This is a genomic window from Salmonella sp. 32070601201500089SM (assembly GCF_017573605.1).
GTDB classification, from domain to species: domain Bacteria; phylum Pseudomonadota; class Gammaproteobacteria; order Enterobacterales; family Enterobacteriaceae; genus Salmonella; species Salmonella enterica.
Genome location: NZ_JAGETK010000003.1, coordinates 391,358 through 413,912, shown reverse-complemented (window position 1 = coordinate 413,912; position 22,555 = coordinate 391,358). Strand labels below are relative to the sequence as shown.

The 22,555-nt window shown below is 52.7% G+C and carries 19 protein-coding genes and 1 pseudogene; 6 read left to right on the top strand and 14 right to left on the bottom strand.

What is annotated here, in order from left to right:
• Positions 1-80: 80 nt before the first annotated feature.
• On the top strand, positions 81-1,259 hold the full coding sequence (purT, locus tag J4728_RS07965; RefSeq protein ID WP_208211541.1) for a formate-dependent phosphoribosylglycinamide formyltransferase: 1,179 nt from the start codon (positions 81-83) through the stop codon (positions 1,257-1,259).
• A gap of 99 nt (positions 1,260-1,358) precedes the next feature.
• On the opposite strand, the gene kdgA is transcribed toward purT, so the two are convergent.
• From kdgA to zwf, 3 genes are all read right to left on the bottom strand, one after another.
• Positions 1,359-2,000: a bifunctional 4-hydroxy-2-oxoglutarate aldolase/2-dehydro-3-deoxy-phosphogluconate aldolase gene (gene kdgA, locus J4728_RS07960; RefSeq protein ID WP_000800497.1), complete on the bottom strand. Its 642-nt coding sequence runs from the start codon at positions 1,998-2,000 to the stop codon at positions 1,359-1,361.
• Between the two features lie 37 nt (positions 2,001-2,037).
• Entirely contained in the window at positions 2,038-3,849 is a 1,812-nt protein-coding gene (gene edd, locus J4728_RS07955) for a phosphogluconate dehydratase (protein ID WP_208211539.1), read from the bottom strand.
• Positions 3,850-4,083: 234 nt separating this feature from the next.
• Positions 4,084-5,559 (bottom strand): glucose-6-phosphate dehydrogenase, encoded by a 1,476-nt coding sequence (gene zwf / locus J4728_RS07950; RefSeq protein ID WP_000301711.1) that lies wholly within the window; start codon positions 5,557-5,559, stop codon positions 4,084-4,086.
• A gap of 341 nt (positions 5,560-5,900) precedes the next feature.
• Between zwf and J4728_RS07945 the strand changes: the two genes are divergently transcribed.
• On the top strand, positions 5,901-6,770 hold the full coding sequence (locus tag J4728_RS07945) for a MurR/RpiR family transcriptional regulator (RefSeq protein ID WP_001056719.1): 870 nt from the start codon (positions 5,901-5,903) through the stop codon (positions 6,768-6,770).
• Between the two features lie 123 nt (positions 6,771-6,893).
• Complete coding sequence (gene pyk, locus J4728_RS07940; RefSeq protein ID WP_000091156.1) at positions 6,894-8,336, top strand: pyruvate kinase; 1,443 nt, start codon at positions 6,894-6,896, stop codon at positions 8,334-8,336.
• Between the two features lie 72 nt (positions 8,337-8,408).
• Here pyk and lpxM read toward each other — a convergent pair whose 3' ends face one another.
• The 3 genes from lpxM to znuA all read right to left on the bottom strand — a co-directional run bounded on the left by lpxM (position 8,409) and on the right by znuA (position 11,776).
• A complete protein-coding gene (gene lpxM / locus J4728_RS07935; RefSeq protein ID WP_208211538.1) occupies positions 8,409-9,380 on the bottom strand; it encodes a lauroyl-Kdo(2)-lipid IV(A) myristoyltransferase in 972 nt (323 codons plus the stop codon).
• A 116-nt stretch (positions 9,381-9,496) separates the two neighbouring features.
• Positions 9,497-10,816, bottom strand: a complete 1,320-nt coding sequence (gene mepM, locus J4728_RS07930; RefSeq protein WP_001184028.1) for a murein DD-endopeptidase MepM — start codon at positions 10,814-10,816, stop codon at positions 9,497-9,499.
• A gap of 15 nt (positions 10,817-10,831) precedes the next feature.
• Entirely contained in the window at positions 10,832-11,776 is a 945-nt protein-coding gene (gene znuA, locus J4728_RS07925; protein ID WP_208211536.1) for a zinc ABC transporter substrate-binding protein ZnuA, read from the bottom strand.
• 78 nt (positions 11,777-11,854) lie between these two features.
• Here znuA and znuC point away from each other — a divergent pair, with 78 nt between their 5' ends.
• Entirely contained in the window at positions 11,855-12,610 is a 756-nt protein-coding gene (znuC, locus tag J4728_RS07920; protein ID WP_000203023.1) for a zinc ABC transporter ATP-binding protein ZnuC, read from the top strand.
• Positions 12,607-13,392, top strand: a complete 786-nt coding sequence (gene znuB, locus J4728_RS07915; RefSeq protein ID WP_000571508.1) for a zinc ABC transporter permease subunit ZnuB — start codon at positions 12,607-12,609, stop codon at positions 13,390-13,392. The genes znuC and znuB overlap by 4 nt, the downstream gene beginning before the upstream one ends.
• Before the next feature lie 78 nt (positions 13,393-13,470).
• Here znuB and ruvB read toward each other — a convergent pair whose 3' ends face one another.
• The 3 genes from ruvB to J4728_RS07900 form a co-directional block, all read right to left on the bottom strand.
• Positions 13,471-14,481: a Holliday junction branch migration DNA helicase RuvB gene (gene ruvB, locus J4728_RS07910; RefSeq protein WP_000568504.1), complete on the bottom strand. Its 1,011-nt coding sequence runs from the start codon at positions 14,479-14,481 to the stop codon at positions 13,471-13,473.
• Positions 14,482-14,489: 8 nt separating this feature from the next.
• Positions 14,490-15,101, bottom strand: a complete 612-nt coding sequence (gene ruvA, locus J4728_RS07905) for a Holliday junction branch migration protein RuvA (protein ID WP_000580335.1) — start codon at positions 15,099-15,101, stop codon at positions 14,490-14,492.
• 359 nt (positions 15,102-15,460) lie between these two features.
• Positions 15,461-16,153 carry a hypothetical protein gene (locus J4728_RS07900; protein WP_000227320.1) on the bottom strand — a complete coding sequence of 231 codons (693 nt, stop codon included), beginning with the start codon at positions 16,151-16,153 and terminating at the stop codon, positions 15,461-15,463.
• Positions 16,154-16,362: 209 nt separating this feature from the next.
• Between J4728_RS07900 and J4728_RS07895 the strand changes: the two are divergent.
• A pseudogene (locus tag J4728_RS07895) lies at positions 16,363-16,963 on the top strand (YebB family permuted papain-like enzyme).
• Positions 16,964-17,062: 99 nt separating this feature from the next.
• Here the strand turns inward: J4728_RS07895 and J4728_RS07890 are convergent.
• The 5 genes from J4728_RS07890 to aspS form a co-directional block, all read right to left on the bottom strand.
• The gene (locus J4728_RS07890) at positions 17,063-18,559 is read right to left on the bottom strand and encodes a PstS family phosphate ABC transporter substrate-binding protein (RefSeq protein ID WP_208211534.1); all 1,497 of its coding nucleotides are present in this window, start codon (positions 18,557-18,559) and stop codon (positions 17,063-17,065) included.
• 30 nt (positions 18,560-18,589) lie between these two features.
• Positions 18,590-19,111: a crossover junction endodeoxyribonuclease RuvC gene (gene ruvC / locus J4728_RS07885; RefSeq protein ID WP_000022510.1), complete on the bottom strand. Its 522-nt coding sequence runs from the start codon at positions 19,109-19,111 to the stop codon at positions 18,590-18,592.
• 36 nt (positions 19,112-19,147) lie between these two features.
• Positions 19,148-19,888: a YebC/PmpR family DNA-binding transcriptional regulator gene (locus tag J4728_RS07880; RefSeq protein ID WP_023197855.1), complete on the bottom strand. Its 741-nt coding sequence runs from the start codon at positions 19,886-19,888 to the stop codon at positions 19,148-19,150.
• 29 nt (positions 19,889-19,917) lie between these two features.
• Positions 19,918-20,370: a dihydroneopterin triphosphate diphosphatase gene (gene nudB / locus J4728_RS07875; protein WP_000653693.1), complete on the bottom strand. Its 453-nt coding sequence runs from the start codon at positions 20,368-20,370 to the stop codon at positions 19,918-19,920.
• A 93-nt stretch (positions 20,371-20,463) separates the two neighbouring features.
• On the bottom strand, positions 20,464-22,236 hold the full coding sequence (gene aspS, locus J4728_RS07870; RefSeq protein ID WP_001258633.1) for an aspartate--tRNA ligase: 1,773 nt from the start codon (positions 22,234-22,236) through the stop codon (positions 20,464-20,466).
• Between the last annotated feature and the right edge of the window lie 319 nt (positions 22,237-22,555).

Genomic DNA, 22,555 nt, shown 5'->3' with positions numbered 1-22,555 from the left:
CAAGAAAAGCAATCTATTCGAAAAGACATACGCAAACGTTTTCGTATATACTGCGCGCAGGTAAATAAGGGGACAGAAATATGACGCTATTAGGCACTGCGCTGCGTCCGGCAGCAACGCGGGTGATGTTATTAGGGGCAGGAGAATTAGGAAAAGAGGTAGCGATTGAATGCCAACGCCTGGGGATCGAGGTTATCGCCGTCGATCGCTATCCTGATGCTCCCGCCATGCATGTGGCTCACCGTTCACACGTCATTAATATGCTGGACGGCGAGGCGCTACGTCATGTGATTACAGAGGAAAAACCGCATTATATCGTGCCGGAAATAGAAGCGATCGCCACCGATACGCTGCGTGAGCTGGAGGACGAAGGGCTGAATGTCGTGCCTTGCGCCCGTGCAACTCAGCTCACGATGAACCGCGAAGGGATCCGTCGCCTGGCCGCAGAAGAATTAGGTCTGCCGACATCGACGTATCGCTTTGCCGACAGTGAGGCCAGTTTTCATGATGCGGTAGCCGCAGTGGGTTTTCCTTGCATCGTCAAACCGGTCATGAGCTCTTCCGGCAAAGGCCAGAGCTTTATCCGCTCGGCCGAACAGCTCGCGCAGGCATGGGAGTATGCTCAACAGGGCGGACGCGCTGGCGCGGGTCGCGTGATTGTGGAAGGCGTGGTTAAATTTGATTTTGAAATTACGCTGCTCACCGTTAGCGCCGTCGATGGCGTGCATTTCTGCGCGCCGGTCGGTCATCGTCAGCAAGATGGCGACTATCGCGAATCCTGGCAGCCACAGCAGATGAGCGAACTGGCGCTGAAGCGGGCGCAAGAGATTGCTCGTCATGTGGTACTGGCGTTAGGCGGTCATGGTCTGTTCGGCGTTGAACTCTTCGTCTGTGGCGATGAAGTCATTTTCAGCGAAGTCTCCCCTCGCCCGCACGATACCGGAATGGTCACGTTGATTTCTCAGGATCTCTCTGAGTTTGCGCTGCATGTGCGCGCCTTTCTGGGAATGCCCGTAGGCGCTATTCGCCAGTATGGTCCCGCTGCCTCGGCCGTGATTCTGCCGCAGCTTACCAGTCAAAATGTGACGTTTGATAATGTACACGCGGCGGTAGGAGCCGGAGTGCAGGTACGGCTGTTTGGTAAGCCTGAGATCGACGGCACCCGTCGTCTTGGTGTAGCGTTAGCGACAGGTGAAAACGTTGAAGAAGCGGTGATAAGAGCGAAAAAGGCCGTCAGCCGCGTGACGGTAAAAGGCTAATGCGCCATCGCCTGATGGCGACGTTAGCGCATTTTTATCAGACCTGCCTGATCGCCACTCGTAAGCCCGATAAGCAAGCGCCATCGGGCATTTAACGGCTTACTGCTTCGCGCCTTCTACCGCTTCGCGCGCCAGTTTGGTGATGCGATCGTAATCACCCGCTTCCAGCGCGTCGGCCGGCACCAGCCAGGAACCGCCGATGCACAACACGCTTTTCAGCGCCAGATAGTCACGATAGTTTGCCGGAGAGATGCCGCCAGTTGGGCAGAAACGTACCTGAGAGAACGGACCGGCAATCGCCTGCAACGCTTTGGTGCCGCCATTCGCTTCCGCCGGGAAGAATTTGAACTCTTTCAGACCATAGTCCATGCCCAACATCAGTTCAGAAACGGTGCTAATACCGGGAATCAATGGGATAGTGCCTGCCGTCGCGGCTTTCAGCAGTGGCTCAGTCAGCCCCGGGCTAATCGCAAACTGCGCGCCCGCTTCCGTCACCTCCGCCAACTGCTGCGGATTGAGAACGGTTCCGGCGCCGACAATCGCTTCCGGCACTTCTTTAGCGATAGCGCGAATAGCATCCATCGCGCAGGCCGTACGTAAAGTCACTTCCAGAACGCGAACGCCCCCGGCCACCAGCGCTTTAGCCATCGGCACCGCGTGCTCCAGTTTATTGACTACAATGACCGGGACAACCGGGCCGGTGGTCAGGATTGCTTCTGCACTTGTTTTCCAGTTTTTCATCGGAATTCTTCTCTCGCCTGATTACTAGTGTGTCATCTTAAAAAGTGATACAGGTTGCGCCCTGCTCCGCACCCGACAGCTTTTCGCGCAGCGCGCCAAACAACTCACGCCCCGTTCCGACGCGCGACGCGCTCAGGTCCGGAATATGAGGCTGACGAGCGGCAAGTTCCGCCTCGTCGACCAGCAGAGTTAACTCACCTGTCTGCCCATTCACGCGAATGATGTCGCCATCGCGCACTTTTGCCAGTAAGCCGCCATCGTAGGCTTCCGGCGTTACGTGGATAGCTGAAGGCACTTTACCCGAAGCGCCTGAAAGTCGTCCATCAGTAACTAACGCGATTTTGAAACGGCGGTCCAATAATACACCAAGTGGCGGCATGAGTTTATGTAATTCTGGCATTCCATTCGCTTTTGGTCCCTGATGACGCACGACAACGACACAATCCCGGTCAAGCAGGCCCGCGTCAAACGCAGGCAGCACATCATGCTGACTTTCAAATACCATGGCAGGCGCTTCAATGATCTGATTTTCAACCGGTACCGCAGACGTCTTCATTACTGCGCGCCCCAGATTACCGCTTAGCACCTTAGTGCCGCCGTGAGGAGAGAACGGCTTATCAAAAGAGGCAATGACATCGTTATCCAGTGACCTTTCCGCGCCTTCACGCCAGTCCAGCTCGCCGTTGTTGAGCCAGGGCTCCAGCGTATAGCGTTTCAGGCCGAAGCCTGCGACAGTGTTAACGTCTTCGTGCAGCAATCCGGCATTGAGCAGCTCACGCATCAATACCGGTACGCCGCCCGCCGCCTGGAAGTGGTTAATGTCCGCCGGACCGTTCGGGTACAGACGCGCCATCAACGGAACCACTTCCGACAAATCCGAGAAGTCATCCCAGTTGATCAGAATGCCCGCCGCGCGCGCCATTGCAACCAGATGCATGGTGTGGTTGGTGGAGCCGCCGGTAGCCAGCAGCGCGACAATGCCGTTCACCACGACTTTTTCGTCGATCATTTTACCGAGCGGCATCCACGTATTGCCGTTGCCGGTAAGACGTGTTACCTGACGTGCGGCAGCGGCAGTCAATGCCTCGCGCAGCGGCGCATCCGGATGCACAAACGAAGAACCCGGCAACTGCATTCCCATAAACTCCACCACCATCTGGTTGGTGTTGGCGGTGCCGTAAAATGTACAGGTGCCCGGCGCATGGTAAGAGGCGGCTTCCGACTCCAGCAGCGCCATTCTGTCTACTTTTCCTTCCGCATATAGCTGACGAATACGGACTTTTTCTTTATTCGGCAGGCCGCTCGCCATCGGGCCTGACGGAACAAAAATCGCGGGTAAATGACCAAAAGAGAGCGCGGCCATCGCCAGCCCCGGAACAATTTTGTCGCATACGCCGAGGAATAACGCGCCGTCAAACATATTGTGAGAAAGGCCTACTGCTGCCGACATCGCTATCACTTCGCGGCTGAGTAATGACAACTCCATGCCATCCTGCCCTTGCGTAACGCCATCGCACATTGCCGGTACGCCGCCTGCGACCTGACCTACCGCATTCACGGAATGCAGGGCCTGACGAATAATCTGCGGATAATGTTCATACGGTTGATGCGCAGAGAGCATGTCATTGTAGGAGGTAATGATGGCGATATTATTGCGCAACATACTTTTCAGCGAGGTTTTGTCCTCTGGCTGACAGGCGGCGAAGCCATGCGCCAGGTTGCCGCAGGCCAGTTGAGATCGGTGGACCGTGGCGGTTTTCGCCTGCTCAATGCGGGCAAGATAGGCTTTTCGGGTCTGCTGCGAGCGTTCGACAATGCGCTGTGTTACGCGTAACAAATTAGGATTCATAGAGGCTCCTGAAATTTATCTGTCCGGCTACCGGGTTTACCATGCGTTTCATCAATGTGGAAAGACAGTGAAATACATGATGTCCGGGGATAATGGGGCAAAATCGTTTCAGGCAGTGTAATAAAAAAAGCCTCGCAGGTGAATCCACACGAGGCTTAAAAGTGCAAAAATGATTCTACAATCTGTGTTAGATCATGTTACCGGTAAAATACCACCTAAGAGTGAGTGGCAAATTTACTCAAACTCATTCCACGAACGACCGTCACGGGTAATCATCGCCACGGACGCTACCGGTCCCCAGGTGCCCGCCTGATACGGCTTCGGCGCGTCGTTGTCCATCGCCCATGCTTCGGTAATGGAGTCCACCCACTTCCAGGCTTCTTCCACTTCGTCACGGCGGACAAACAGCGCCTGAATGCCACGCATCGTTTCCAGCAGCAGGCGCTCATATGCATCCGCCAGGTGCGTCTGATTAAAGGTCTCGGAGTAGCTCAGATCAAGCTTCGTGATCTGCAGATTATGCTTATGATCCAGCCCCGGTACTTTGTTAAGTACCTGAATATCCACGCCTTCATCCGGCTGCAGGCGAATCGTCAATTTGTTCTGCGGCAGGTCTTGCCAGGACTCTTTAAAGAGATTCAGTTCAGGCGTCTTGAAATAAACCACGACTTCAGAGCACTTAGTTGGCAGACGCTTGCCGGTGCGCAGATAGAATGGCACGCCCGCCCAACGCCAGTTATCGATGTCGACGCGGATCGCGACGAACGTTTCGGTGTTGCTGCTTTTATTCGCGCCCTCTTCTTCCAGATAGCCCGGCACCTTTTGCCCCTGCGCAAAGCCCGCGGTGTATTGACCACGAACCGTTTTTTCACGCACGTTGGAGCGATCAATACGGCGCAGCGATTTCAACACTTTGACTTTTTCATCGCGAATACTGTCGGCGCTCAGGTCAGACGGCGGTGACATGGCAATCATGCAGAGAATTTGCAGCAAGTGGTTCTGGATCATATCGCGCATCTGACCGGCCTGGTCAAAGTATCCCCAGCGCCCTTCAATCCCCACCTCTTCCGCTACGGTAATCTCAACGTGATCGATAGTGCGGTTATCCCAGTTATTAACGAATAACGAGTTGGCAAAACGCAGCGCCAGCAGGTTGAGAACCGTTTCTTTACCCAGATAGTGGTCGATACGATATACCTGGCACTCTTCAAAGTATTCGCCGACCCGATCGTTAATCTCACGCGAGGTCGCCAGCGAAGTACCCAACGGTTTTTCCATCACGACGCGCGCCGGTTTGGCGTTGAGTTTAGCCTCTCCTAACCCTTTGCAAATAGCGCCAAAGGTGCTGGGCGGCATCGCAAAATAGTTAATGGTGGTGCGGTTTTTTTGATCCAGCATATCGCCCAGGCGACTAAACGCAGGCGTATCGTTAACGTCAAGATTACAAAAATCCAGACGGCCGCTCAGCGTATCCCACAAGCCTTCATCAATTTTTTCCTTCATGAAGGTTTCCAGCGCTTCACGCACAACGTGGGTATAAGCTTCTTTATCCCAGTCCGCGCGCCCCACCCCAATGATCCGGGTATCCGGATGGATCTGGCCGGCTTTCTCAAGCTGATACAGGGAAGGCAGCAGTTTCCGGCGCGCCAGGTCGCCTTTCGCGCCGAAAATGACCAGGTCACATGCCTGGGCTGTTTGCGTTACCGCCATGTCATTCTCCTCAGTTAATCTCCTGGTACTTTAGCCAGGATATCGTTGTAATTTTATTACACAGCACTGTACTGCTTTTACGAGATTACGGAAACCGTAAACGCCTTTTCATGGATGAACCGGCGTTTGATTGGCAATATAATCGGCAAAACGCCTAATAAAATTGTCGCTTTTCCACACAAGCTGGAACTTAAAATCCGACGTCGGTCATGTAATGAAAAAAAACGACACCTTTTTTAGCCATTTTGCCCCCTTTGACAGCCGCCAGGAGTAATATCTAACAAAACGCGCTCGGTTTCGCGCATCATTGAAATCGCTAATACCCATGAGCCTTGCTAATCATGAATATGCTGGAAAAAGTCCAGTCTCAACTGGAACATTTAAGCAAATCTGAACGAAAAGTCGCCGATGTTATTCTGGCCGCCCCAGGCAGATCGATTCACTTAAGCATTGCCATGCTGGCCCAGGAAGCTAACGTTAGCGAGCCAACGGTGAACCGTTTCTGTCGCAGCATGAATACCCGCGGCTTTCCTGATTTTAAACTGCATCTGGCGCAAAGTCTGGCAAATGGCACCCCCTATGTTAATCGCAATGTGGATGAAGATGACAGCGTTGAGGCCTATACAGGAAAAATCTTCGAGTCCGCCATGGCCAGTCTCGACCATGTTCGTCAGTCGCTGGATAAATCGGCCGTCAACCGCGCCGTCGATTTACTGACCCAGGCAAAAAAAATCGCCTTTTTTGGTCTTGGTTCCTCCGCCGCGGTCGCGCATGACGCCATGAATAAGTTTTTTCGCTTCAATGTGCCGGTGATTTACTCCGACGATATCGTGCTGCAACGGATGAGCTGTATGAATTGTAACGATGATGACGTCGTCGTGCTCATTTCGCATACTGGCAGAACCAAGAGCCTGGTGGAACTGGCGCAGTTGGCGCGGGAAAACGATGCGATGGTGATCGCCCTGACCTCCGCTGGAACGCCGCTGGCGCGCGAAGCCACGCTGGCCATTACCCTCGACGTACCGGAAGATACAGACATTTATATGCCCATGGTCTCTCGACTTGCTCAGCTGACCGTGATAGATGTGCTGGCAACGGGATTTACTTTGCGTCGCGGGGCGAAATTCAGAGATAACTTGAAGCGTGTCAAGGAAGCGCTCAAGGAATCGCGTTTTGATAAAGAATTACTCATCAGGAGTGATGACCGCTAAAAGCAATAACAATGTTCTACCCTTTTCGTCATCCGGGGACGTTCATTTTATACCGTTAAGGTTTCAGAACGACCGGATCAATGTTCACGCAACACCAAGTTGTTTTAGTCAACGGAGTATTACATGTCCAGAAGGCTTCGCAGAACCAAAATCGTTACCACGTTAGGCCCGGCAACTGACCGCGATAACAACCTTGAGAAGGTTATCGCCGCGGGCGCAAACGTAGTACGTATGAACTTCTCTCACGGCTCGCCGGAAGATCATAAAATGCGTGCTGATAAAGTCCGTGAGATTGCCGCCAAATTGGGGCGTCATGTGGCTATTTTAGGCGACCTGCAAGGGCCAAAAATTCGCGTTTCCACTTTTAAAGAAGGCAAAGTGTTCCTCAATATCGGGGACAAATTTCTGTTAGACGCTAACCTGGGTAAAGGCGAAGGCGATAAAGAAAAAGTCGGCATTGATTACAAAGGGTTGCCGGCAGACGTCGTTCCTGGCGATATCCTGCTGCTTGACGATGGTCGAGTGCAGTTGAAAGTGCTTGAAGTCCAGGGCATGAAAGTCTTTACCGAGGTCACCGTCGGCGGCCCGCTGTCTAACAATAAAGGCATTAACAAGCTCGGCGGCGGGCTTTCTGCTGAAGCGCTGACCGAAAAAGATAAAGCCGATATTCAAACCGCTGCGCTGATAGGCGTTGACTATCTGGCCGTCTCCTTCCCGCGCTGCGGCGAAGATCTGAACTATGCACGCCGCCTGGCGCGCGACGCCGGCTGCGACGCGAAAATTGTGGCTAAGGTCGAACGCGCCGAAGCGGTATGCGATCAAAACGCCATGGACGATATCATTCTGGCCTCTGACGTTGTGATGGTCGCACGTGGCGATCTGGGCGTTGAAATCGGCGATCCGGAGCTGGTTGGTATCCAGAAGGCGCTGATTCGCCGTGCGCGTCAGCTAAACCGCGCAGTCATCACCGCAACGCAAATGATGGAGTCGATGATCACCAACCCGATGCCGACCCGTGCGGAAGTGATGGACGTGGCGAACGCCGTCCTGGATGGCACGGATGCGGTTATGCTGTCTGCCGAAACCGCAGCCGGTCAGTATCCTTCTGAAACCGTTGCCGCAATGGCGCGCGTCTGCCTGGGCGCAGAAAAAATCCCCAGCATCAATGTGTCTAAACACCGTCTCGACGTGCAGTTCGACAACGTTGAAGAAGCTATTGCCATGTCTGCGATGTATGCGGCAAACCATCTGAAAGGCGTTACCGCGATCATCACCATGACGGAATCCGGTCGTACCGCGCTAATGACTTCCCGTATCAGCTCCGGCCTGCCGATTTTCGCCATGTCGCGCCATGAACGCACGCTCAACCTGACCGCGCTCTACCGCGGAGTAACGCCGGTGCATTTTGACAGCGCGGCTGATGGCGTTGTCGCGGCACATGAAGCTGTTAATCTGCTGCGCGATAAAGGGTATCTGGTTTCCGGTGACCTGGTTATCGTGACTCAGGGCGATGTCATGAGCACCGTCGGCTCAACCAATACCACGCGTATTTTGACCGTTGAGTAAAACTCCCCCACACCTGCTCATCAGGTAATACAGGGTTTGTCAGCATAAAGCCTCTCTTACGAGAGGCTTTATTTATTTGATGGGATAAAGATCTTTACGCTTATACGGCTGAATCTCGCCTGGCTTGCGGGTTTTGAGCAGCTTCAGGATCCAGGTGTACTGTTCCGGATGCGGGCCGACAAAAATTTCGACCTCTTCGTTCATCCGTCTGGCGATAGTGTGATCGTCAGCCGTGAGCAGATCGTCCATTGGTGGGCGAATCTGGATAGTCAGGCGATGCGTTTTACCATTATACACCGGGAAAAGCGGTATCACGCGTGCGCGGCACACTTTCATCAGCCGACCAATCGCAGGCAGCGTTGCTTTGTATGTCGCAAAGAAATCAACGAATTCACTATGCTCCGGGCCGTGATCCTGGTCCGGCAGGTAGTAACCCCAGTAGCCCTGACGAACAGACTGAATAAAGGGTTTAATCCCGTCATTGCGCGCATGCAAACGTCCGCCGAAACGCCGACGCACTGTGTTCCAGATATAGTCAAAAACCGGATTACCCTGATTATGAAACATCGCCGCCATTTTTTGCCCCTGAGAGGCCATCAGCATGGCTGGAATGTCGACGCCCCAGCCATGCGGTACGAGAAAAATGACTTTTTCGTCGTTACGACGCATCTCCTCAATGATTTCCAGACCTTCCCAGTCAACACGCTGTTGAATTTTTTTCGGACCGCGCATCGCCAACTCAGCCATCATCGCCATTGCCTGCGGCGCGGTGGCGAACATCTCATCGACAATCGCTTCGCGTTCAGCTTCGCTACGCTGCGGAAAGCACAACGACAGATTAATTAGCGCCCGGCGACGAGAACTCTTCCCCAGCCGTCCGGCAAAACGCCCCAGCGTCGCCAGCAAAGGGTCGCGGAATGATACCGGTGTTAATGCGATCCCCGCCATTGCCGCAGCGCCCAACCAGGCGCCCCAATACTGCGGATAGCGAAAGGATTTTTCGAATTCAGGGATATACTCACTATTATTTTTTTTGGTTTCCATGCTTTTCCAGGGTCTGCTGACGCGAAAAGGAATTGTGAATAGTGTAGCGACGTCTGCGTCTCACACAAAACAAAAAAGCCGGCACACATCGCGTACCGGCTCTGTCAGCGCATTTGTTAATCGAAGCGCAGTTGTGGCAGAACCTCTTTCACCTGTGCCAGGTATTCACGACGATCTGACCCCGTCAGACCTTCCGTGCGCGGCAATTTTGCTGTTAGAGGGTTAACGGCTTGCTGGTTGATCCATACCTCATAATGCAGATGCGGCCCTGTGGAGCGCCCGGTGTTACCAGAAAGCGCAATACGATCGCCACGTTTCACTTTTTGCCCCGGTTTCACCAGCAGCTTACGCAAGTGCATATAACGTGTGGTGTAGGTGCGTCCATGACGAATCGCAATGTAGTAACCGGCAGCGCCGCTACGTTTAGCGACCACGACCTCGCCATCCCCCACCGACAGCACCGGCGTACCCTGCGGCATCGCAAAGTCAACGCCACGATGCGGCGCAACGCGTCCAGTAACCGGGTTCAGACGGCGCGGATTGAAATTGGAGGAGATGCGGAACTGTTTGGCGGTCGGGAAGCGTAAAAAGCCTTTCGCCAGACCAACCCCATTACGGTCATAGAATTTACCGTCAGCGGCGCGAATGGCGTAGTAATCTTTACCATCGGAACGCATCCGCACGCCCAACAACTGACTCTGTTCACGCTTGCCATCCAGCATCTCGCGCGACATCAGAACCGAAAATTCATCGCCCTTTTTCAGCTTCCGAAAATCCATCTGCCACTGCATTGCTTTTATCACTGCGCTGATTTCGCTGCTGGTTAAACCGGCCTCTTTCGCGCTGGCGACAAAGCTACCCCCTACCGTACCTTTCAGCAGACTGTTGACCCAGTCCCCCTGCTGCATTTCACTGCTCATTTTAAAACCGTTGGCAGTGCGATCGTAGGTACGCGTTTCACGGCGGGAGACTTCCCATGTCAGACGCTGTAAATCGCCATCGGCGGTCAGTGTCCAGGAAAGCTGTTGGCCAATTTTCAGATTGCGCAGCTCCTTATCAGAAGCGGCAAGTCGGCTAATATCGCTCATATCGATGCCGTACTGATTCAGAATGCTGCTTAACGTATCGCCTGTGGAGACGACGTATTCATGGACGCCGACTTCGCCTGCGGTTTTATCGTCCAGCTCATCCTGAGGAATAGCTTCATCTTCCTGCGCGGCCTGATCGATGGGTTCGCTGGCCTCCGGTAAGAGGGAACGAATCTCGCTTTTCTCCAGTTCAATAGTTTTAACGATTGGTGCGGATTCTGGGTGGTAAACATAGGGCCGCCATACGGCGACGGCCAGTGTCAGAACGGTAAGTGACCCCAGCATAACGCGGTGGGGTCGGGGCAGATTATTAAATGCCAGGGCGACAGAGCGGGCTATCTGTTGCACGTATTCACTTCCTCGTTAATCTCCTTTCAGGCAGCTCGCATACTGGTTGGCTAATTGGCTTAAAAACGCTGAATAGCTTGTGTTACCCAGTTTAATGTTCGTCCCGAGGGGGTCCAGTGTTCCCATTCGAACGGATGTCCCTCTCGCCACGGCTTCCACGACCGCTGGCCTGAATTGTGGCTCAGCAAAAACGCAGGTTGCTTTTTGCTCAACCAACTGTGTTCTTATTTCATGTAAACGCTGCGCGCCAGGTTGTATCTCAGGGTTCACGGTAAAGTGACCGAGCGGGGTGAGTCCGTAGTGTTTTTCGTAGTAACCGTAGGCGTCATGAAAAACGAAATACCCTTTCCCCTTGAGCGGCGCGAGCTCGTTACCGACCTGTTTATCGGTTGCGGCTAATTGTGCCTCAAAATCCTTCAGGTTGGCGTCGAGTTTGGCTCGACTTTGCGGCATAAGTTCCACTAATTTTTCATGGATTGCAACCGCTGTAGCCCGCGCTATCTCTGGGGAGAGCCAAAGATGCATGTTATATTCGCCGTGATGGTGATGTACGTCACCTTTTTCCTCATCGGCGCCCGTATGCGCATGTTCATCCTCATCATCATCCGCGCCCTTCATGAGTAACGGTTTTACATCGGCAAGTTGCGCAATGGTAACTTGCTTATTATCAGGAATATTCCTGACCGACTTCTCCATAAAGGCTTCCATTTCCGGGCCAACCCAGACGACTAAGTCCGCGCCCTGTAAGCGTTTTACGTCTGATGGACGCAATGAATAATCATGCTCGGAAGCCCCATCCGGAAGTAATACTTGTGTATCCGTAACGCCATCAGCAATGGCGGAAGCGATAAACCCAAGCGGTTTAAGCGAAGCGACAACGGCGGCGTCGGCAGCCTGGGTTGCACTCCCCCAAAGCGCGGCGGATAATGCTGCGAAAAGAAGCGTATTTTTCTGTAACATAATGCGACTAATCATCGTAATGAATGTGTGAAATGTGATATTATAACATTCTATCACTTCTGCAAGCCTAAAATTAACATGACAAGTTTAGTTTCACTGGAAAACGTCTCGGTCTCATTTGGTCAACGCCGCGTCCTCTCTGACGTGTCGCTTGAATTGAGCCCCGGAAAAATTTTAACGCTTCTCGGCCCTAACGGCGCGGGGAAGTCAACGCTTGTACGCGTGGTTTTAGGACTGGTAGCCCCTGATGAAGGGGTGATCAAGCGCAACGGGCAACTCCGTATCGGCTATGTCCCGCAAAAGCTCTATCTCGATACCACGCTTCCGCTGACGGTAAACCGATTTTTACGTTTACGTCCCGGCACACAAAAAACGGATATTCTCCCGGCGCTTAAACGCGTTCAGGCCGGACATTTGATTGACGCGCCCATGCAAAAACTCTCTGGCGGTGAGACACAGCGCGTACTGCTGGCGCGTGCTCTGCTTAACAGGCCTCAGTTGCTGGTACTTGATGAGCCGACGCAAGGCGTGGATGTCAACGGCCAGGTCGCGTTATACGATCTTATCGATCAGCTGCGCCGTGAACTCGATTGCGCCGTGCTGATGGTGTCGCATGACCTACATCTGGTCATGGCAAAGACAGATGAAGTGTTATGCCTGAACCATCATATTTGTTGTTCCGGCGCGCCGGAAGTGGTGTCTATGCATCCGGAATTTATCTCTATGTTTGGCCCGCGTGGCGCGGAGCAATTAGGGATTTATCGCCATCATCATAATCATCGCCACGATTTACAGGGTCGTATTGTACTGCGCCGGGGAAATGGTCACTCATGATTGAATTATTACTGCCCGGCTGGCTGGCCGGGATGATGCTGGCGTGCGCCGCTGGTCCTTTGGGCTCATTTGTGGTCTGGCGTCGGATGTCCTATTTTGGCGATACGCTGGCTCACGCGTCGCTTCTGGGCGTGGCGTTTGGCCTGTTGCTGGACGTTAACCCCTTTTATGCGGTAATCGCCGTTACGCTGCTGCTGGCCGCCGGTCTGGTATGGCTGGAGAAACGCCCTCACCTCGCGATTGATACCTTACTGGGCATTATGGCGCACAGCGCCTTGTCTTTAGGGCTGGTCGTGGTCAGCCTGATGTCCAATGTCCGTGTTGATTTAATGGCTTATCTGTTTGGCGATTTGCTGGCCGTGACGCCGGAAGATCTTATCTCGATCGCTATTGGGGTAGTTATTGTGCTGGCCATTCTCTTCTGGCAGTGGCGCAACTTGCTGTCAATGACTATCAGTCCGGATCTTGCCTTTGTCGATGGCGTGAAGTTACAGCGCGTGAAGCTGCTATTGATGCTGGTAACGGCGTTAACCATTGGCGTAGCGATGAAGTTTGTCGGAGCGCTGATCATTACGTCGCTGCTGATTATCCCCGCCGCAACCGCGCGTCGCTTTGCCCGTACGCCGGAGCAGATGGCGGGCGTCGCCGTTGGTGTAGGTATGATAGCGGTTACAGGTGGACTGACCTTCTCAGCCTTTTATGATACCCCGGCAGGGCCATCCGTAGTGCTATGTGCCGCGCTGCTGTTTATCTTCAGTATGATGAAAAAGCAGGCAAGCTAAGCGTGTGTTGCCCGGTGACGCTGCGCTTACCGGGCCTACAAAATCGCCCTGGTCTGATGAGCGCAGCGACTTCAGGCGTTAAGGCATCTCTGGCGGCGTAATACCAAAGTGGTTCCAGGCGCGCACCGTTGCCATACGCCCACGCGGCGTGCGCTGCAAAAAGCCTTGCTGAATCAGATACGGCTCCAGCACGTCCTCAATGGTTTCACGCTCTTCGCCAATCGCCGCCGCCAGGTTATCCAGTCCCACCGGACCACCGAAGAATTTATCAATAACCGCCAGCAGTAGCTTGCGATCCATATAATCAAATCCTTCCGCATCGACGTTCAGCATATCCAGCGCCTGCGCGGCAATTTCCGCTGAAATAGCCCCGTCATGCTTCACCTCAGCAAAATCACGCACACGTCTGAGCAGACGGTTGGCTATACGCGGCGTACCGCGCGCCCGACGCGCCACTTCCAGCGCGCCGTCATCGCTCATCTCAAGCCCCATGTGCCTTGCGCTGCGCCCGACGATGTGCTGCAGATCGGGCACCTGGTAGAACTCCAGGCGCTGCACAATACCAAAACGGTCACGTAGCGGGGACGTTAACGACCCGGCGCGCGTCGTCGCGCCAATGAGCGTAAACGGCGGCAGATCGATCTTAATTGAACGTGCAGCAGGCCCTTCGCCAATCATAATATCCAACTGGTAATCTTCCATCGCCGGATAGAGTACCTCTTCCACCACCGGTGAAAGCCGGTGAATCTCATCAATAAACAGCACATCATGCGGTTCAAGATTGGTGAGCATAGCCGCCAGATCGCCTGCTTTTTCCAGCACCGGGCCGGACGTGGTTCGGAGATTGACGCCCATTTCATTGGCAACGATATTCGCCAGAGTCGTTTTACCTAACCCTGGCGGGCCGAAAATCAGCAAGTGATCTAGTGCGTCGCCACGCAGTTTTGCCGCCTGAATAAAGATCTCCATCTGGGAGCGCACCTGCGGTTGGCCGACATATTCCGCCAATAACTTCGGGCGAATGGCGCGATCGGCGACGTCTTCTGCGATCGTGGCGCCTGCTGAAATCAGGCGATCTGCTTCTATCATCCTTTACCTCATAACGCGGCGCGTAACGCGTCGCGAATCAGTGTTTCACTGCTTGCATCCGGACGGGCGATCTTGCTTACCATCCGACTGGCTTCTTGCGGTTTATAACCCAGCGCCACCAGCGCAGCAACTGCTTCTTGTTCTGCATCTTCCGAGGTTGGGCTGGCCGGCGATGTCAATACCAAGTCGACCGCTGGCGTAAAGAGATCGCCATGTAGCCCTTTAAAGCGGTCTTTCATTTCGACAATCAATCGTTCGGCAGTTTTCTTGCCGATACCCGGCAGCTTCACCAGCGCACCAAGCTCTTCGCGCTCAACCGCATTGACGAACTGTTGCGCCGACATGCCGGAGAGGATCGCCAGCGCCAGCTTAGGCCCGACGCCATTCGTTTTAATTAGCTCTTTAAATAGCGTGCGCTCTTGCTTATTGTTAAATCCGTACAGCAACTGCGCATCTTCACGCACCACGAAGTGGGTGAAGACGATTGCCTCCTGCCCGGCCTCCGGCAGCTCGTAAAAGCAGGTCATAGGCATATGTACTTCATAGCCTACTCCCCCTGTCTCCAGCAGCACGATCGGGGGTTGTTTTTCGAGAATAATGCCTCTGAGTCTGCCTATCACATGACGCTCCTGCGTAAAGGGCTGAAAAGATAATGCACTATCATAAAAAAAGACTGGATGTTTATCCAGATGAAAAACACGTATCCCGATATTTATCTACTCCGACAACCCGCGATGGTTAACGACGGGTACGCTCCCCGCTGCGTACAAAATAAGTCGTACACTCATTGACAACTTTTTGCGTCCTACGCGAACAACTTTTTGCCAACATGCCGTGGCGCACGTTCGGTAGTCTTCAATAATGAGTATCCTGATAACACTAATAATGTATCCAGTACGAATGCCAACAGCGGAACATCGGGCCTCCAAAAAAACAGACCCGAGAATAGATTTAATAATATTAACCACTAGCGCTGAATTTAATCGCATGTTGTTTTATCGTCGCGCGCAACAGATTTTAATTCGCCATGACACAATAAATATTGTACAAACTCATTTTTCATGCCATCGAAATTCACGGCTGGCATCCCTTCTGAATAACTATAATAAATATTCACATACTCTTCGCTACTAAAAAGTGCCTGTCGTTTTGCTGCTAACCCACGGCCTTTTGCTGCAATATACTGGAAGCAGTGGCCGCTGGCGCCACAGCTCCGCCCATCATCAACAATATATATATCGGCAGCGTTAAACAGCTGTTCCAGCCAGCACTGGCGAATCGTTCCGGCCGCACAAACCAAAAATAATGATGCGCTAATCATCCACCCGGATTTTTTTACCGATGTCATAGCCAGGAAAGCCATAAAGCACGCTGCCTGCAGGCACAAAACCAGTTCTTTATTCCCGGCAACCAAATGCCACTGGTTAAATACTAAGGTAATGAAAACTGAACTCAATGTTGCCAACAGTCTGGTCCTGAACCGCCTGGCAGGGAGAAGCAAAAATAATAATGAAATCGTCCCTGGCTTTAATAAAAAAACAACAGTATTAGCCTCTGCCATATCAATACTCAAACAATAACAAAAACTAATAAACAGATGAAAGATAATAGCAACAAAAATATAAGAAAAATAAAATACCCAACCTATTCTCATTGGTTTATCATCAACCACGTCATACTCCCTGTCAATATGAGAGATCAGATGATGAGAAATTTACCACCTTAATTCTCCCCCAAATATATTTGCGACATTAATTCCAATAAATGAAATATTCACCATACATATTTCGATAACACTAAGGCTTGTCATTTATCTGGTATAATGCTAACTACCCTGTAGAATAAATAAAAGGAATTTATTTCAAATAATGGAATGCAGAGATGAAAAAACATTATTCTGTCCAATATGAAACCGGGGATATCGTCTTTACCTGTATAGGTGCCGCGCTTTTCGGCCAGATATCCACCGCTTCACAGTGCTGGAGCAACCATGTTGGGATTATTATTGGCCATAATGGTGATGACTATCTGGTGGCGGAAAGTCGCGTCCCCCTCTCAACCGTCACCACGCTGTCACTATTTATACAACGTTCAGCCGGACAACGTTACGCCGTTCGCCGTCTGCGCGGCGGCCTGACGGTCGAGCAGAAACTCGCCATCATGGAGCAGGTTCCCGCCCGGCTGAATAAGTTTTATCACACGGGGTTTAAATACGAGTCATCGCGCCAGTTCTGCTCGAAATTTGTGTTTGATATCTATAAAGAAGCATTGTGTATTCCGGTAGGCGATATTGAGACATTCGAAGAATTACTTCACAGCAATCCTGATGCAAAACTCACCTTCTGGAAGTTCTGGTTTTTAGGTTCAATCCCGTGGGATCGTAAGACGGTGACGCCAGCCAGCCAGCCTGTGGCATCATCCCAACCTGGATGTAATCTATCAGAGTCACTCTCAGGGGCATCTTCCCGGAGAAGCGGCATAACGCCCTGATATTTCCACTCGCGAGTATATCCTGACAGGCCGATACGAGGCCTGTCAAATGACTGACAGATATATTGTCTCTCCCGCCTCCCAACGTGCATTAGCGCACCAGAGGAACGTATCCAACGTCAGCAATCAACCTTTGCCCTTGCTCGCTCAAAAACCAATCGATAAATTTTTGCGATTGCCGCGAGGGTTTTCCAGCGGAAACCATATATACATCAATAGTGTAAGGATATTTTCCATTGCGAATATTTTCGATGGTTGGCTCGATGCCATTCACCGCCAGCAAGCGCAAATCAGGGCTATGGTGAAGCTGCGTAGCATAATAGCGGAAGGTATACCCCAGAGCATTGGCGCTGTTCTGGTAATTTGCCACATTACGCAGCAATCCGATCATATCGTGAACGGATTCTGTTTCCAGCGGCTTGCGAAGTTTATCCTCGCCCATCACCGCAGCCAGCATAATCGTCTGGCTACCCGATCCCTTTGGCCGCTGATAGGGGTAAATACGCGCATCGTTGCCGCCGACTTCCAGCCAGTTGTTCACACGCCCGGAATAGATATCGCGAATCTGTTTTTCACTCAGTTGAGTCAGCGGATTATCCTTATGCGTGACAAAAACAAAAGCCTCGCGGGCAATGGGAGAGAAGTGTAAATCAACGCCCTGCGCCCTCGCGCTGTCTTTTTGCTCGGCGGAAGGCTCAGCGACAAAAATGATATCCGCTTCACCATGAATTAACTTCTCCCAGGCACCAGGTGTCCGATCGCAGCGAACATATTTCCACACGCTGTCTACATCCAGATTGTGATACAGCGCCTGCGCTGCCGAGGCGTACACCGGATAAACTGCCGTTGCGCCATTCAGTCGCGGCCAGTCGTTTTCCAGCAATAGCCCAGGTGATGCGTTCAGCGCCGTCAGTTTATTATCGGGGGTAAACGGGTCATATGCGCCAGGCTCAAAAGATTCCGTTATTTCCCTGGCCGGATCGTTAACCACTCGTCGCTCGCGACGATCATAACTTTGCCAGGCCAATAATCCGCTAATGGCAATTGTCATTGCGGCAATGAGCAGAACAATACTTCGCCATCCGGTGACGTTTTCCAACTTATTATTCTGCCGGACGGTGATAAAACGCATGATGGTATACGACAGGAAGCCGACAAATGGAATCACCGGGGCAATGATCACCCTTGACGATGATATCTCATAAAATTCCGTCATTAAAGCCGATTTGATCAAGGCAGAATAGAGTCCGAACCACTGTATCCCGTGATAAAACACGCGACTTTCGAAGTCGCCGTCAGCGACGATAATCATTATCAGCCAAACGGTAAGAGAATAGAAAATCAGTAATAAGGCAGGTAAAAAACCAGGAATAAAACGCTCTCGTTCATCGATAAAGCGACCGCGAATACCACCAGTCGCACAACCCACAAGAATGGTGGCCATCAGCGTGGCGATAAGCCCATAGATATCGCCAGCAATATTAAAAATAATGTTAAAGATACTGAGTATTATTGCTAATATCGGCAACACCACGACCAGCAGCACGATTTCTGCCAGCCAAAATTTTATCGACTTTATTATCGCCATAGTACGGGTCTCCCTGACCCTGCATTTACATCAGCGCATTCTCCCACGCGCTAAATTCAGCCGCGATTCGCTCATTTGCATCGCGTTCTGGCTAACATGGCAATGCGTAATGGCGATAGCCAGCGCATCTGCGGCGTCTGCCTGCGGGTTAGCGGGGAGCTTCAGCAACGTGCGCACCATATGCTGAACCTGGCTTTTCTCCGCGCTACCAATACCGACGACGGTTTGCTTCACCTGACGCGCCGCGTATTCAAACACGGGCAGTTCCTGGTTGACCGCGGCGACAATCGCGACGCCGCGCGCCTGTCCCAGCTTGAGGGCTGAGTCGGCATTTTTCGCCATAAACACCTGTTCGATAGCGAAATAGTCCGGCTGGAACTGCGTGATGATTTCCGTCACGCCTGCGTATATGAGCTTCAAACGAGACGGCAAATCATCAACTTTGGTGCGAATACATCCGCTGCCCAGATAGGTGAGTTGTCTGCCTACCTGGCGGATAACGCCATAACCGGTAATGCGCGAGCCGGGGTCAATACCGAGAATAATCGACACGCTATACCCCCTGCCCGCCGGCGTTTAACAGCACCATTACAGGGTCGCCGCCACCTCATCAGAGATCTCACCGTTATGGTAGACTTCCTGAACATCGTCACAGTCTTCCAGCATATCGATCAGACGTAGCAGTTTCGGCGCGGTTTCCGCATCCATATCCGCTTTGGTTGACGGGATCATAGACACTTCGGCGCTGTCCGCTTTCAGACCCGCCGCTTCCAGCGCGTCACGCACTTTGCCCATCTCTTCCCAGGCAGTGTAAACATCAATCGCGCCATCATCATAGGCCACAACATCTTCCGCGCCAGCTTCCAGAGCGGCTTCCATGATGGTGTCTTCATCGCCTTTCTCAAAGGAGATGACCCCTTTCTTACTGAACAGGTACGCCACTGAGCCATCGGTACCCAGATTACCACCGCACTTGCTGAAAGCATGACGCACTTCCGCTACGGTACGGTTACGGTTGTCACTCAGACACTCAATCATAATGGCCGTGCCGCCAGGACCATAACCTTCATAGATGATGGTTTCCATGTTCGAGTCTTCATCACCACCCACACCGCGAGCGATGGCACGGTTCAGAGTGTCGCGGGTCATGTTGTTGGCCAGCGCTTTATCTACAGCCGCGCGCAGACGCGGGTTGGCATCCGGATCGCCGCCGCCCAATTTAGCTGCCGTTACCAGTTCACGAATAATTTTAGTGAAGATTTTACCGCGCTTGGCATCCTGCGCAGCTTTACGATGTCTGGTGTTGGCCCATTTACTATGACCTGCCATAAATATTTCCTCAAAAAAAGCGCGCCTTTTCAGGCGACGTTAATGACAAACTCTTCAATCGCTTGCCGGTTACTCCAGGACTTGGTAAGCGCCGCCGCGTCAGGCGCATCAAGCCACTGGTACGTCAGATGTTCAGTGAATATCACCTGCCGCTCATGCGGTAACGCAAGGCAGAACCAGAATTCTGTATTGTGCATGACGCCCGGCGCATAGCGATGACGTAAATGTGAAAAAATTTCAAACTCCACCGTACGTTGGCAGTCGATTAAGGTCAGTTGCTCTGCCGCAACATCAATCGTGACCTCCTCTTTGACTTCACGTACGGCGGCCTGCAACGCGGTCTCCCCTTCTTCTATGCTGCCAGTCACTGACTGCCAAAAATCCGGGTCATCGCGTCGCTGCAACATTAGCACCCGTTTCGTATCCTGCGCGAAAATAACCACCAAGACCGAAACGGGGCGCTTGTACACTTTATCCTTCACGCGACCTCGTTGTTGGCTGTTGGGTGACGGATGAGACTCGCCCTTGCGGGCCGCCGCGATATCACGCGAATGATGTCGTGTACATTGTTCATATCAGTTATTCTCGGCTTTCTTCACAACCTGAATACCCAACTCCGTCAACGCTGCCTGGTTAGCGAAACTCGGCGCTTCGGTCATCAGACACGCGGCGGCGGTCGTTTTCGGGAAGGCGATAACATCACGAATATTGTCGGTGCCGGTCAACAGCATAGTCAGACGGTCCAGACCAAACGCCAGGCCCGCATGCGGCGGCGTACCGTATTTCAACGCATCCAACAGGAAGCCGAACTTCTCGCGCTGCTCCTGCTCATTGATACCGAGAATACCAAATACGGTTTGCTGCATTTCACCATTGTGAATACGCACCGAACCGCCGCCCACTTCATAGCCGTTAATCACCATATCGTAAGCGTTAGCGACGGCTTCTTCCGGCGCAGTTTTCAGTTCAGACGCCGTCATATCACGCGGGGCGGTGAACGGATGGTGCATCGCGGTCAGACCGCCTTCGCCGTCGTCTTCGAACATCGGGAAGTCAATCACCCACAACGGCGCCCATTTGTCTTCGTCGGTCAGGCTCAGGTCTTTGCCCAGTTTCAGACGCAGCGCGCCCAGCGCATCGGCAACCACTTTTTTGTTATCTGCGCCGAAGAAGATCATGTCGCCGTCCTGCGCGCCGGTACGTTCAAGGATAGCCTCGACGATGTCGGCGGTCAGGAACTTGGCCACCGGACTGTTAATCCCATCCAGACCTTTCGCGCGCTCGTTAACTTTGATATACGCCAGGCCTTTCGCGCCGTAGATCTTAACAAAGTTACCGTAATCGTCGATCTGCTTACGGCTAAGCTGTGCGCCGCCCGGCACACGCAGCGCTGCCACGCGGCCTTTCGGATCGTTAGCCGGGCCCGCGAAGACCGCGAACTCTACCGATTTCAGCAGGTCAGCGACATCTACCAGTTCCATCGGGTTACGCAGGTCTGGTTTGTCGGAACCGTAACGACGTTCCGCTTCGGCAAACGTCATGACCGGGAAATCCCCCAGATCCACGCCTTTCACTTCCAGCCACAAATGGCGCACCAGCGCTTCCATCACTTCGCGCACCTGTGGCGCGGTCATGAAGGAGGTCTCGACGTCGATCTGAGTAAACTCCGGCTGACGGTCAGCACGTAAGTCTTCATCACGGAAGCATTTGACTATCTGATAGTAACGATCGAAACCGGACATCATCAGGAGCTGTTTGAACAGCTGCGGCGACTGCGGCAACGCGTAGAATTTACCTTTGTGCACGCGCGAAGGCACCAGATAGTCGCGCGCGCCTTCCGGCGTGGCTTTGGTCAGCATCGGCGTTTCAATATCAAGGAAACCGTGATCGTCCATAAAACGACGCACCAGGCTGGTAATTTTGGCGCGAGTTTTCAGGCGCTGCGCCATTTCCGGACGACGCAAATCCAGATAGCGGTACTTGAGACGCGCCTCTTCGGTATTAACGTGGTTAGCGTCAAGCGGCAGTGAGTCTGCGCGGTTGATGATAGTGAGAGAGGACGCCAGCACTTCAATTTCGCCGGTCGCCATATCCGCATTGACGTTTTTCGCGTCACGCGCACGCACGGTGCCCGTAACCTGAATGCAGAACTCATTACGCAGTTCAGAGGCCAGCTTTAACGCGTCCGCACGATCCGGATCGAAGAACACCTGCACAATACCTTCGCGGTCGCGCATATCGATAAAGATCAGGCTGCCAAGATCACGACGACGGTTGACCCAACCACACAGAGTCACCTGCTGCCCCACGTGGGACAGACGTAGCTGTCCGCAATATTCTGTACGCATGAGATATCCCTTAACTTAGCCGCAGGCGGATTGTTGCCTGCCATGCAGGCGACGAAGTCGCAGCTTTAGCTGTATGTCACAACTGGATGAAAAAAGGCGGCTATTATACTGGAAATTCTGCCGCACGATAAGAGTCAATCCAGCATGGGAGCGATAACTTGCCCGTTTCATGCGGTATCGACGCCTGGTTCATACTGACTGTACCCGGGTTTTTCACGCGGGTATTGCGTATGCTCACAAAAATTAACAATATTTGTCACCGCTTTCCTCTTTAATCGCGCTTAAGGTGTAGTGAAATACGCTATTTTTAGGAGAGTGA